Raw genomic sequence first — 12714 nt, 5'->3', positions numbered from 1 at the left:
GCATGGGGGCGCCACGCCGGGGGGGCGATGCGCCGGTCGGGCCAGACGGTGACGGTGGGCACGAGGGGCGGCAGGTCGAGGGTCGAGAACGCCGGAGCCGCCGTGCAGCAGGACAGGTGCACGTGGACCGGGGCGGGCGCGTCCGGCCCGGCCTCACCGGCCTCGTGCAGGCACAGGCCGGGCTCCTGGCCCATGGGCGGCGGGGTCGCGGCGCTGCCGAGGATGGCCTGGAGGCACAGGGCGTAGAGCGCGATCACGGCGATGATCGCGCGGTGGCTCGCTCCCCTGGGCCGGTCTCCGTGCATGGCATCGGATAAAGGCGACGCCCGCCCGCCCGTCAATGGCCCGTCCGCGCGGGGCGCCGTGGCCGCGACATCTTTCACGGGGGCTGTGGCCGCCGCGCGCCGGGCCGGGCGGGACCAAACCGGCCCTGCGGCGTTGGGGCCAGGATGACCCAGACCCCGCCCTCACCCACGCCGACCACCGATGGCGAACCGCGCCTCGGCTTCTGCTGCAAGTTCATCCTCGAAGCCCCGCCGGAGAGCTTCAAGACCCTGAAGGCCGCCCGCGAGGCCGCCCTGGAGATGAATCTCACCCACGTCACCATGGCCAATCTCGCCCGCCTCGCCCCCGGCGCCCGCCGGGCGAAGCTCGAGGCCCTCGCGCGCCACAACCTCGGGGCCCTGGAGCGGCAGGTCGCCTGGGTCGCGGGGCGCCCGCCCCTGGAGCGGCTGCTGCGCATGGCGAGCAACGTGCTGCCCGGCTACACCCACCCCATCGCCAGCGACCTCTACGCCGAGGCGGGGATGCGCGCCCTCATTGAGCCAGGCCTCGCCCGCATCGGCGACTTGGCGCGGGCGGCCGGCGTCCGCCTCAGCTTCCATCCGGGGCAGTTCTGCGTCATCGCCTCGCGCAACCCCGCCGCGCAGGCCAACGGCCTCGCCGAGTTCGAGTACCACGCCGAGGTGATGGCGCTCATGGGCTACGGCGCCGGCTGGCACCCGCACGGGGCGCACATCAACATCCACGTCGGCGCCCGCGACCCCGGCGTCGCGGGATTTCGCGCCAGCCTGCCCCTGCTGTCGCAGACCGCGCGCGACCTCATCACCGTCGAGAACGACGAGAACTGCTTCGGCCTCGACACGGTGCTGCAGCTCGCCGACGCCGTTCCGGTGGTGTTCGACCTCCACCATCACTGGGTCGAAAGCGGCGGCCAGTACATCGAACCCGAGGACCCGCGCATCGCACGGGTGCGCGAGTCCTGGCGCGGCGTGCGGCCCATCGCGCATATCAGCGTCTCCCGCGAAACCCTGCTGGCGGGCGCCGACCCCGAGGCCGCGCCGGATTTCGCCGCGCTCTCGGCCGCCGGCCATTCCCGGCGGGACCTGGCGGCCCATTCGGACATGATGTGGAACCGCGCCGTCAACGCCCTCGTCGGCCGCCACCTCGCCTGGGCGGATTTCGAGATCGAGGCGAAGGGCAAGAACGCCGCCTCCGGCCAGATCGCCGCGCAGGTCGCCCCCGGCCTCGCCGCCGCGACGCAGGCGGCGGCCTGAGCACCCGGGCGTGAACCCCATGGAAAAGGAGCTGCGCGAGCCCCCGGTCCTGCCGGGCGAGGCGACGCGGGACGAGGTCCGCATCGGCTGGCTGCGCCAGCAGCTCGCCCGCCTGCGCAAGCGCCTGCCCCTGCGCCGCCGCCTCGTCGGCGGGGCCGCGCACGGGCTGATGTCGGCCTCGGCCGCCCTCATCGCCTACATGCCGACCCAGGCGCTCAACCTGCGCGAGGGGTTCTGGAGCGCCATCACGGCCATCGCGGTGGTGCAGACGGAGTTCCGCGCCACCCGCACCATGGCCCGCGACCAGTTCCTGGGGGCGGCCACGGGCGGCCTCATCGGCCTCGCGGTGCTGAGCGCCGTCGGCCAGGACCTCGTCGCCTACGCCGTCGCCGTCATCCTGTCCCTCACCGCGTGCTGGCTCCTCAACGTCGCGAGCGCCGGGCGCCTCGCCGGCGTCACCGCCACCATCATCCTGCTGGTGCCCCATGCCGGCACCGCCCAGCAGATGTTCGGCTCGCGCCTGTTCGAGGTCGGCTGGGGCGTCACCGTCGCCATCGCGGTGGGCTGGGTGGCGACGCGGATGATGCGCCATCCCGCGGATGGAGTGTGATCGCAAAGGATTGGTTTACCATTCCCGCACAGGATCGCGCCGTGCCGGCTCTTAGGCTGCCGGCGGCCTGCGGCTGCTCCGGCGAGCGCCCCGGCCCCCACGGAGAGCGCTCACCATGATGTCCCGCGCGGAACGCACGCCTCTCACCGATTGGTGGTGGACCGTCGATCGCGGCCTGCTCGCGGGCCTCGGCGCCCTCATGGTGGCGGGCCTCGTCTTCCTCATGGGCGGTGGCCCGCCGGTGGCGGAGAAGATCGGCCTGCCGACCTTCCACTTCCTCAACCGGCAGGCGCTCTACCTCGCCCCCACCCTGCTCATCATCGTCGGCGTGTCGTTCCTGTCCCTGCGCCACATCCGGCGCGTGGCCCTGGCGACGTGGCTGATGGGCGTCGTCCTGTGCGTGCTGGCCGGCAAGTTCGGCCCGGAGATCAAGGGCGCGCATCGCTGGATCCAGTTCGGCCCCTTCGGCCTGCAGCCCTCGGAATTCGTCAAGCCCGCCTTCGTGGTGGTGGCCGCCTGGGCCTTCTCGGAGGGGGCCCAGCGCCGCGACATGCCGGGCGGCCTCCTGGCGATCCTGCTCCTGCCCATCACCATCGTGCCCCTCGTGCTCCAGCCGGATTTCGGCCAGACCATGCTCATCACCATCGTGTGGTGTTCGCTGTTCTTCGTGGCCGGCCTGCACTGGTTCTGGGTCGCCGGCCTCGGGATCGCCGGCCTGCTAGGCGTCGGCGTCGCCTACCGCTTCCTGTACCACGTGCGCGAGCGCATCGACCGGTTCATGAACACCGAGTCCGGCGACAACTTCCAGGGCTTCTGGGCCCACGAATCGTTCAATTCCGGCGGCTGGCTCGGCGTCGGACCGGGCGAGGGCCTGGCCAAGCGCCACCTGCCCGACGCGCACACGGACTTCCTGTTCTCGGTGATCGGCGAGGAGTTCGGCGTCCTCGTCTGCCTCGGCCTCGTGTCCCTGTTCGCCTACCTCGTCATGCGCGGCCTGAAACTCGCGCGGCGCACGGACGACACCTTTTCGCGGTTGGCCATCACCGGGCTCGTCACCCTGTTCGGGCTGCAGGCCTGCATCAACATGGCGGTGAACGTCCAGCTCATGCCGGCCAAGGGCATGACCCTGCCGTTCGTCTCCTACGGCGGCTCGTCGATGCTGTCGCTGGCGCTGGGCATGGGCTTCCTCGTCGCCTTGACCCGCAAGCGCCCGCGCACCACCACCCTGAGCCAGAAGCCGCCGGGCACCGCCCCGGCGACCGTCGCCGGAGTGATGCGTTGACCGTCGCCACCGCCACGATCCTGCTCTGTGCCGGCGGCACGGGCGGGCACCTGTTCCCGGCCGAGAGCCTCGCCCACGTCCTGCGCGCGCGCGGGCTGCGGGTGGTGCTCGCCACCGACGCGCGGGTCGATTCCATCGCCACGGGGTTTCCGGCCTCCGAGATCGTCACCATCGCGTCGGCGACGCCCTCCGGCCGCTCTCCGGTGAAGCGCGGCCTCGCGCTCCTTACCCTCGGGCGCGGCTTCGGCGTCGCCGCCCGGCAGATCAGGCGCATCGACCCCGCCGCCATCGTCGGATTCGGCGGCTATCCCACCGTGCCGCCCATGCTCGCCGGGCAGATCCTGCGGGTGCCCACGGTCCTGCATGAGCAGAACGCCGTCATGGGCCGGGCCAACGCGTTCCTGGCGCGCGGCGCGCGGGCCATCGCCACCGGTTTCAGGGAAGTGCGCGGCGTGCCCGTGAAGGCCCTGGCGCCGCGCACCCACACGGGCAATCCCCTGCGCCCGGCGGTGATCGCGGCCGCCGCCACGCCCTATCCCTCCGTGGAGCCCGGCGCCCCCCTCCACCTCCTCGTCTTCGGCGGCAGCCAGGGCGCGCGGGTGATGGGCGAGGTCGTGCCCAAAGCCATCGAAGCCCTGCCGGCGGACCTGCGCGCCCGCCTCCACCTCGTGCAGCAGGTGCGGGCGGAGGACCTGACGGCGGTGCAGAACCTCTATCTCGGCCTCGGCCTCGGCGGGATCGAGGCGGCGCCGTTCTTCAAGGACCTGCCGGCCCGCATGGCCGCCGCCCACCTCGTCATCGGCCGCTCCGGCGCCTCGACGGTCTCGGAACTCGCCGCCCTCGGCCGGCCGTCGATCCTCGTGCCGCTCCCCGGCGCCATCGATCAGGACCAGGCCGCCAACGCCGCGACCCTGGCCACCCTCGGCGCGGCCCTGGCGATTCCCCAGAGCGCGTTCACGCCCGACCGCCTCACGGCCGAACTCGTGGACCGCTTCACCAACCCTGAAAAATTGACCGCGGCGGCGGCAGCGGCCAAAAGCGCGGGCCTTCACGACGCCGCCGAACGCCTCGCCGACATCGTCGTCGCCACGGCCGCCCGCACCTGATTCTTACCCGACGGGCGCCCGGCGCCCCGCCCTGGACTGGTTCATCCCATGAAGCTGCCCGACAAGCTCGGACCCATCCACTTCATCGGCATCGGCGGCATCGGCATGTCCGGAATCGCCGAGGTGATGATGAACCTCGGCTACACCGTCCAGGGCTCCGACGCCTCCGACAACGCCAACGTGCGGCGACTGTCCGAGAAGGGCATCCGCACTTTCGTCGGCCATTCCGCCGGGAACGTGGAGGACGCCGCCCTCGTCGTGGTCTCGACGGCGATCCAGCGCGACAACCCCGAGCTCGTCGCCGCCCGCGAGCGCCGCCTGCCCGTGGTGCGCCGGGCCGAGATGCTGGCCGAGCTCATGCGCTTCAAGTCCTGCGTCGCCATCGCGGGCACCCACGGCAAGACCACGACCACCTCCCTCGTCGCCACCCTGCTCGACGCCGGCAACATGGACCCCACGGTCATCAACGGCGGCATCATCAACGCCTACGGCACCAACGCCCGCATGGGAGAGGGCGAGTGGATGGTGGTGGAGGCCGACGAATCCGACGGCACCTTCCTCAAGCTGCCCGCCGACGTCGCCATCGTCACCAACATCGACCCCGAGCACCTCGACCATTTCGGCTCGTTCGACGCGGTCAAGGACGCGTTCCGGCGCTTCATCGACAACATCCCGTTCTACGGGTTCGCCGTGATGTGCATCGACCACCCCGTGGTGCAGGACCTCGTCGGCCACATCGAGGACCGCCGCATCATCACCTACGGCGAGAACCCGCAGGCCGACGTCCGCCTCATCGACATCGACCTGCGCGGCGGCCAGAGCCGGTTCCGGGTGATGATCCGCGACCGGCGCCCGGGCTTCCGCCTCGAGATGGAAGACCTCATCCTGCCCATGCCGGGCAAGCACAACGCCCTCAACGCCACGGCGGCGCTGGCCGTGGCCCACGAGCTCGGCGTCGAGCCGGAGGCGATCCGCAAGGCGCTGGCCGGCTTCGGCGGGGTCAAGCGCCGCTTCACCAAGACCGGCGAGTGGAACGGTGCCCTGATCTTCGACGATTACGGACACCATCCCGTGGAGATCAAGGCGGTGCTGAAGGCCGCCCGCGCCTCCACGGACGGCAACGTCGTCGCCATCGTGCAGCCGCACCGCTACACCCGCCTCGCGTCGCTGTTCGACGATTTCTGCACCTGCTTCAACGACGCCGACACGGTCATCGTCGCCCCGGTCTACGCGGCCGGCGAGGCCCCCATCGAGGGCATGGACCGCGACGGCCTGGTCTCGGGCCTCAAATCCCGCGGCCACCGCGACGCCATCGCGTTGGACCGCTCGGAGGATCTCGCCGGCATCGTCGCCGGCCGCGCCAAGGCCGGCGACTACGTGGTGTGCCTCGGCGCCGGCAACATCACCCAGTGGGCCTACGCCCTGCCGGGCGAACTGGCGGCGCTCGGGGGTGTGGCGGGGTGAGACGTGGATGCGTGGATCGTCCCCGTCCCGGACACGCTTTCGTCGGCACCTGCGCCGTGAGGAAACGGATGCCGAGAGGCGCCTCTGGTCGCGTTTGAGGGACAGACGCCTCGCCGGGTTCAAGTTTGTCCGTCAGGAACAGATTGGTCCCTACATCGTGGATTTTGTCTGCCGTGAAGCGAGGCTCGTCATCGAAGCGGATGGCAGCCAGCATGCGGAGAACGCTCGCGATCACGTCAGGGACTCGTGGCTCGCCGAGCGAGGCTATCGCATCCTTCGCTTCTGGAATTCCGATATCATGCAACAGACCGATTCGATCGTCGCGACGATCCTCGTTGCTCTCCCCCCCTCTCCCCGCCTGCGGGGAGAGGACGCCGAACCCCTTGTCGGGTTCGGCGTGAGCCCGAAGGGCGAAGGTGAGGGGGGGCTTCCGAGTGAGACTCCTCCGGAATCGCCCCCTCACCCTCGGCTGCCGCCTCGCTTTGCCGACGACAAGGTCGACAAAGCCCTCTCCCCGCAAGCGGGGCGAGGAGGAGAACGCGCATGACCGCCTTTCCCGACCTCACCCCCGCCATCCGCGCGGCCGCGCCCGGCCTGCGCGGGCGCCTCATCGCCAACCAGCCCCTGTCCGACCTGACGTGGTTCCGGGTCGGCGGTCCGGCGCAGGTGCTGTTCACTCCGGCCGACGCGGAGGATCTCGCCGCCCTGCTGGCCGGCCTCGATCCGGAGACCCCCGTCACGGTGATCGGGCTCGGCTCGAACCTCATCGTGCGCGACGGCGGGGTGCCGGGCGTGGTGGTGCGCCTCGGCGGCAAGGCCTTCGGGTCGGTGGCGATCGACGGCGACCATCTCCGCGTCGGCACGGCCGTGCCCGACATGCGCCTCGCCAAGGCAGCGGCGGAGGCCGGGCTCGACGGGCTCGCGTTCTTCCGCGGCATCCCCGGCTCCATCGGGGGAGCGCTCCGCATGAATGCCGGGGCCCATGGCGGCGAGACCACGGACGTGCTGATCGCGGCCGAGGGCGTCGACCGGACGGGCGGCCGGCGGACGTTCACCCATGCCGAGATGGGCTTCGCCTACCGCCACAGCGGCGCCCCCGACGACGTGATCTTCACCCATGCCCTGTTCCGGGGCCGTCCGGGGAACCGCGATGCCATCGAGGCCGAGATGGACCGGGTCACGGCGGCCCGCGAGGCGGCTCAGCCCATCCGCGAGCGCACGGGCGGCTCGACCTTCAAGAACCCGCCCGGGGGCAAGGCCTGGCAGCTCGTCGATGCCGCCGGCTGCCGGGGCCTGCGGGTCGGCGGCGCCCAGGTCTCGGAGATGCACTGCAACTTCCTGATCAACCGCGACGGCGCCACGGCGGCCGACATCGAGGGGCTCGGCGAAGAGGTGCGCCGGCGCGTGCGCGAGACCAGCGGCGTCGACCTGCACTGGGAGATCAAGCGCATCGGCCTTGGCGTCTTGGAGGCTGTGGCGTGAGCGAGGCGGGACGCGAACGGCCCGATTTGGACGGCGATGCGGCTGGATCTTCGCGGCCGGTCGCTGCGGAGCCGGCGGTCGCTCCAGGCTGCGATCCGTCGGGCCTGCCGGCGGTTGAGGACCCGTTCGTCACATTCACCGAATGGGGCGACCCGGCGGATGAGGCCGATTACGCTGGATTGTAAGCCCCCGAAGGGCAACGGGCACGCGTGCGATCGGAATCGACGGATGGTCCATCATGAAAGTGCGTGAGATCATCCGATGGATCGAGGCCGATGGTTGGTTTCTGGTCACGACGCGGGGTAGCCACCGCCAGTACAAGCACCTCACAAAGCGTGGCCGCGTCACCGTCGCGGGCGCGATGTCGGACGAGATCGCTCCGGGAACGCGGGCCAGCATCCTGAAACAGGCCGGCCTCAAGGAAAGGGACGCATGATGCGCTACGCTGTCGTCATCGAAAAAGCGGGCGGAAATTTTTCCGCCTATGTCCCCGATCTTCCGGGCTGCATCGCGACGGGCGCAACGGTCGCGGCGGTCGAGCAGGAAATTCGCACCGCGATCCGCTTCCATATCGATGGCCTGCAGGAAGACGGCGAGCCCGTCCCGCAGCCGACATCCCTGGCCGAGTACGTGGACGCCTGAGCGCGGCCATCGGAGGAATACATCATGTCCCAGCACGTCGCCGTCCTCATGGGCGGGTGGTCCTCCGAGCGGCCGGTCTCGCTCAATTCCGGCAACGCCTGCGCCGAGGCCCTCGAAGGCCGGGGGTTTCGCGTCACCCGCGTCGATGTCGGGCCGGACATCGCCACGGTCCTCACCGACCTGAAGCCCGACGTCGCCTTCAACGCCCTGCACGGGCCGGCGGGCGAGGACGGCACGGTCCAGGGCCTGCTGGAGCTCCTGCGCATCCCCTACACCCACTCGGGCGTGCTCGCCTCGGCGCTGGCCATGCACAAGGAACGTGCCAAAACGATCATGCGGGCGGCCGGCGTGAGCGTCCCCGAGGGCCGCGTCGTTAACCGTCACGAGGCCGCGAGCGCGCATGTCCTGACGCCGCCCTACGTGCTCAAGCCCGTGGCCGAAGGCTCCTCCATGGGGGTCATCATCGTGCGCGACGCGGGCGCGCCGCCGCCCCGGGAGGTCGGCCGGGCGGATTGGGGCTATGGCGATGAAATCCTTATCGAAACCTACATCGCCGGGCGCGAGCTGACCTGCGCCGTCATGGGCGACAGGGCCCTCGGCGTCATCGAGATCAGGACCGCGTCGGGGGACTGGTACGACTACGACGCGAAGTACGCCGAGGGGGGGTCGATCCACGTCCTCCCGGCAGAAATTAAACCAAATCTTTACCAGCGTGTCCAAGAGTTGTCGTTAACGGCGCATCAAGCACTCGGGTGCCGGGGCATCAGCCGTGCGGACCTCCGCCTCGACGACACACCGGGTGGAACCGGTGCCCTCGTCGTCCTGGAGGTCAACACGCAACCCGGCATGACGAAGACGAGCCTTGTGCCGGAGATCGCAGCCCACGCTGGCTATAGTTTCGGTGAGCTCGTCCAATGGATGGTGGAGGACGCAACGTTGGGCCGCTGAGCGCTCCGGGTCATACCGGCGGCGCAGGCTTCGCCCCGGCCCGCGCCCTGCGCGACGCCGTGACCGCACGCCTGCGGCGCCTGGGTCCGGGCCGCCGCTCGCGCCTCGCCCTGCCCATCGAGCGGCGCGTCCCGCGCCACCTCGGCACCCTGACGATGTCCGTGTCGTTCGCCGCCCTGGCGCTGACCGGCTTCGTCGCCAGCGGCCGCTACGAGCGCTTCGTCCTCGAGAACGGCCGCCCCTTCGACATCCTCGCGCGTCTGGCCGGCTTCGGCGTCGAGCGCGTCACCATCTCGGGCATCGCCCGCCTCTACGAGCGGGAAGTGCTCCAGGCCGCCGGCATCGACGGCCACTCGTCGGTGGTGTTCCTCGACGTCAACGAGGTCCGCGAGCGGCTGATGCAGGTGCCCCTCATCGCCAGCGCCTCCGTGCGCAAGGTCTACCCGAACGAGATCGTCATCACCCAGGTCGAGCGCGAGCCCGCCGCCCTGTGGCAGCGCAACGGACTCATCTCCGTCATCGCCGCCGACGGCAAGGTGATCGACGAGATGCGCGACGACCGCTACGCCGCGCTCCCCCTCGTGGTGGGCGAGGGCGCCAACGAGCGCCTCAAGGACTACCTCGCCCTCATCGACGCCGCCGGCACCCTCGCCGAGCGCGTCAAGGCCGGGACCTACGTCTCGGGCCGGCGCTGGACGCTGAAGCTCGACGGCGTCGACATCCGCCTGCCCGAGACGGGGGCGGCGGAAGCCCTCGCCCGCCTGGTGCGCCTCGAGCGCGAGGCCCGCATCCTCGAGAAGGACATCATCGCGGTGGACCTGCGCATGCCCGACCGGGTGGTGGTGCGCCTCACCGAGGAAGCCGCCGCCGCCCGCGCCGAATCACAGAAGAAGCCGAAGGCCAAGGGAACCGCGACATGAGCCGCACGATCCGTCCGGCGCATCCCGCGTCACCGCCGAATTCCTCCCCGTTCCCGGCCCGGTAGCACGATGCACCACCAGCATGGCCTCACCCCGCGGCTCAAGCCGCTCTCCGCCCGCCGGAGCACCACCCTCTCGGTGCTCGACATCGGGACGAGCAAGATCGTCTGCCTCATCGCCGAGCTCCAGCCGGCCGAGGCCCTTTCCACCTTACGCGGACGCACCCACTTCGCCCGCATCATCGGCATCGGCCACCAGCGCTCGCAGGGGCTCAAGGGCGGCGCCATCGTCGACCTCGAGGCCGCCGAGGGCGCCATCCGCCAGGCGGTCCACGCCGCCGAGCGCATGGCCAAGGTCGAGGTCCAGTCGGTCATCGTCAACATGTCGGGCGGCCGCATCGGCTCCCAGCATTTCGAGGCCCGGGTCAACACCCGCACGGGCACCGTCACGGGCATGGACGTGGAGCGCGTGCTGGAGACGGCCTCCGCCCACGGCGTCAGCCCCGGCCGGGCCGTGCTCCACGCCCTGCCCACGGGCTACGCCATCGACGGCCAGGGCGCGGTCATCGATCCGTCCGGCATGATGGGCGACGCGCTCGGCGTCGACCTCCACGTGGTCACCGGCGAGGCGGCCGCCGCCCGCAACCTGATGTTGGCGGTGGAGCATTGCCACCTCGGCGTCGAGGCGGTGATCGCCACCCCCTACGCGGCGGGCCTGTCGGCCCTGGTCGACGACGAGGCCGAGATGGGCGTCTGCGTCGTCGACATGGGCGGCGGCACCACCAGCGTCGGCGTGTTCTCCGGCGGCCACCTCGTCCACGTCGACGCCATCGCGGTGGGCGGCCACCACGTCACCATGGACATCGCCCGCGGCCTCTCCACCCGGGTCGCGGCCGCCGAGCGCCTGAAGACCCTCTACGGTTCGGCCATCGCCACGGCCTCCGACGACCGCGACATGATCGCCGTCCACGGGGTCGGCGAGGACGAGGGCGACGCCCCCACCCACGTGCCGCGCTCGCAGCTCGTGCGGATCATCCGCCCGCGCGTCGAGGAGGTCATCGAACTGGTGCGCGACCGCCTGCGCAATGCCGGCTTCTCGGCCCAGGCCGGGCGCCGGGTGGTGCTCACGGGCGGGGCGAGCCAGCTCGTCGGCCTGCCGGAAGTCGCCCGCCGGGTGATGGAGGGCCAGGTCCGCATCGGCCGGCCGCTGGGCATCCGCGGCCTGCCCGAGGCGGCCAAGGGACCCGCCTTCTCGGCGGCGGTGGGGCTGCTGGTCTACCCGCAGGTGGCGCATGCGGAGCACTTCGAGCCGCGCGGGCACGGCGCCTTCGCCCGCACCGGCACGGACAACTACATCCAGCGCGTCGGGCGCTGGCTGCGGGAAAGTTTCTGAAACGACCGCCGTCGCGCCCCAAACCCCCGGCATCGGGGGTGGGCGCGAACGGCCAGACGAAAATCGGCGCCTCCCTCGTTTCGAGGCGTCAAATGAAACGTGAAAGGCACGAGAGGCTCGACACCCATGGCCATCAGTCTGCAGGCACCTGACATCCGGGAACTCAAGCCCCGCATCACCGTCTTCGGTGTCGGCGGAGCCGGCGGCAACGCCGTCAACAACATGATCGAATCGGGCCTCCTCGGCTGCGAGTTCGTCGTGGCCAACACGGACGCCCAGGCCCTCACCTCGTCCAAGGCCGAGCGCGTGATCCAGATGGGTCTCGGCGTGACCCAGGGGCTCGGCGCCGGCTCGCACCCGGAGGTCGGCTCCGCCGCCGCCGACGAGGTCATCGACGAGATCCGCGACCAGCTCTCCGGCGCCCACATGTGCTTCATTACCGCCGGCATGGGCGGCGGCACCGGCACCGGTGCCGCCCCCGTCATCGCCCGCGCCGCCCGCGACATGGGCATCCTCACCGTCGGCGTCGTGACGAAGCCGTTCCAGTTCGAGGGCGTGCGCCGGATGCGCACGGCCGAGGCCGGCATCCAGGAGCTCCAGGCCGCCGTCGACACCCTCATCGTCATCCCGAACCAGAACCTGTTCCGGGTCGCCAACGAGAAGACCACCTTCGCCGACGCCTTCGCCATGGCCGATCAGGTGCTCTACTCGGGCGTCGCCTGCATCACCGACCTCATGGTCAAGGAAGGCCTGATCAACCTCGACTTCGCCGACGTCCGCGCGATCATGCGCGGCATGGGCAAGGCGATGATGGGCACCGGCGAGGCCTCCGGCGAGAACCGCGCCAACCGCGCGGCGGAAGCGGCCATCGCCAACCCGCTCCTCGACGACGTGTCGATGAAGGGCGCCCGCGGCCTGCTCATCTCCATCACGGGCGGCAACGACCTCACCCTGTACGAGCTCGACGAGGCCGCCACCCGCATCCGCGAGGAAGTGGATTCGGATGCCAACATCATCCTCGGCGCCACCTTCGACGAGAGCCTCGACGGCATCATCCGCGTCTCCGTGGTCGCCACCGGCATCGAGCCGGCCCTGATCACGGCGCACTCGCAGAACAACCCCGAGATCCAGCAGACCGAGCAGCGGATCGCGGAAGTGGCCGAGCGGCTCCGGGCGGAAGCGAGGGCCCGGGCGGCACAGCCCGCCCCGACGTTTCGTGCCCCAGGACAAGACCAGCCCGTGACCGCTGCGCAGAACCAGTCCCTGGGCGCCGCCCACCCGCAGGCCCCGGCAGCCGGCGGCATCGACGAGC

General features: G+C 71.1%; 14 protein-coding genes. 13 read left to right on the top strand and 1 reads right to left on the bottom strand.

Features of this window, described 5'->3' with window-relative positions; translation table 11 throughout:
* The coding region (locus tag FV218_RS19800; RefSeq protein ID WP_147711217.1) for a hypothetical protein at positions 1-305 on the bottom strand (305 nt) is incomplete at its 3' end.
* Positions 306-449: 144 nt separating this feature from the next.
* On the opposite strand from FV218_RS19800, the gene FV218_RS19795 reads away from it, so the two are divergent.
* The 13 genes from FV218_RS19795 to ftsZ form a co-directional block, all read left to right on the top strand.
* The gene (locus FV218_RS19795) at positions 450-1556 is read left to right on the top strand and encodes a UV damage endonuclease UvsE (RefSeq protein WP_147711216.1); all 1107 of its coding nucleotides are present in this window, start codon (positions 450-452) and stop codon (positions 1554-1556) included.
* A 19-nt stretch (positions 1557-1575) separates the two neighbouring features.
* On the top strand, positions 1576-2166 hold the full coding sequence (locus FV218_RS19790; RefSeq protein ID WP_147711215.1) for an FUSC family protein: 591 nt from the start codon (positions 1576-1578) through the stop codon (positions 2164-2166).
* Between the two features lie 115 nt (positions 2167-2281).
* On the top strand, positions 2282-3448 hold the full coding sequence (locus FV218_RS19785) for a putative peptidoglycan glycosyltransferase FtsW (protein WP_056089483.1): 1167 nt from the start codon (positions 2282-2284) through the stop codon (positions 3446-3448).
* Entirely contained in the window at positions 3445-4554 is a 1110-nt protein-coding gene (locus FV218_RS19780) for a UDP-N-acetylglucosamine--N-acetylmuramyl-(pentapeptide) pyrophosphoryl-undecaprenol N-acetylglucosamine transferase (RefSeq protein WP_147711214.1), read from the top strand. Before FV218_RS19785 ends, FV218_RS19780 begins: the two co-directional genes overlap by 4 nt.
* A gap of 48 nt (positions 4555-4602) precedes the next feature.
* The gene (gene murC / locus FV218_RS19775; RefSeq protein ID WP_056089478.1) at positions 4603-6018 is read left to right on the top strand and encodes a UDP-N-acetylmuramate--L-alanine ligase; all 1416 of its coding nucleotides are present in this window, start codon (positions 4603-4605) and stop codon (positions 6016-6018) included.
* Positions 6019-6025: 7 nt separating this feature from the next.
* Positions 6026-6565 (top strand): DUF559 domain-containing protein, encoded by a 540-nt coding sequence (locus FV218_RS19770; RefSeq protein WP_082476031.1) that lies wholly within the window; start codon positions 6026-6028, stop codon positions 6563-6565.
* The gene (gene murB / locus FV218_RS19765) at positions 6562-7500 is read left to right on the top strand and encodes a UDP-N-acetylmuramate dehydrogenase (RefSeq protein WP_147711213.1); all 939 of its coding nucleotides are present in this window, start codon (positions 6562-6564) and stop codon (positions 7498-7500) included. The genes FV218_RS19770 and murB overlap by 4 nt, the downstream gene beginning before the upstream one ends.
* 238 nt (positions 7501-7738) lie before the next feature.
* A complete protein-coding gene (locus FV218_RS19760) occupies positions 7739-7936 on the top strand; it encodes a type II toxin-antitoxin system HicA family toxin (protein ID WP_056089473.1) in 198 nt (65 codons plus the stop codon).
* Complete coding sequence (locus FV218_RS19755) at positions 7936-8142, top strand: type II toxin-antitoxin system HicB family antitoxin (RefSeq protein ID WP_056091362.1); 207 nt, start codon at positions 7936-7938, stop codon at positions 8140-8142. Before FV218_RS19760 ends, FV218_RS19755 begins: the two co-directional genes overlap by 1 nt.
* Positions 8143-8166: 24 nt before the next feature.
* Positions 8167-9090: a D-alanine--D-alanine ligase gene (locus tag FV218_RS19750; RefSeq protein ID WP_147711212.1), complete on the top strand. Its 924-nt coding sequence runs from the start codon at positions 8167-8169 to the stop codon at positions 9088-9090.
* Positions 9057-10010 (top strand): cell division protein FtsQ/DivIB, encoded by a 954-nt coding sequence (locus tag FV218_RS19745; protein ID WP_147711211.1) that lies wholly within the window; start codon positions 9057-9059, stop codon positions 10008-10010. The genes FV218_RS19750 and FV218_RS19745 overlap by 34 nt, the downstream gene beginning before the upstream one ends.
* A gap of 69 nt (positions 10011-10079) precedes the next feature.
* Positions 10080-11402, top strand: coding sequence for a cell division protein FtsA (gene ftsA / locus FV218_RS19740; protein ID WP_147711210.1), 1323 nt, complete (start codon positions 10080-10082; stop codon positions 11400-11402).
* Between the two features lie 126 nt (positions 11403-11528).
* Positions 11529-12714, top strand: a 1186-nt coding sequence (ftsZ, locus tag FV218_RS19735) for a cell division protein FtsZ (protein WP_246685196.1), incomplete at its 3' end; no start/stop codon positions are given.

Source organism: Methylobacterium sp. WL69 (assembly GCF_008039485.1).
Taxonomy (GTDB): Bacteria; Pseudomonadota; Alphaproteobacteria; order Rhizobiales; family Beijerinckiaceae; genus Methylobacterium.
Note: the sequence above shows the minus strand (reverse complement) of the source record. Positions and strands in the feature narration are given on the sequence as shown.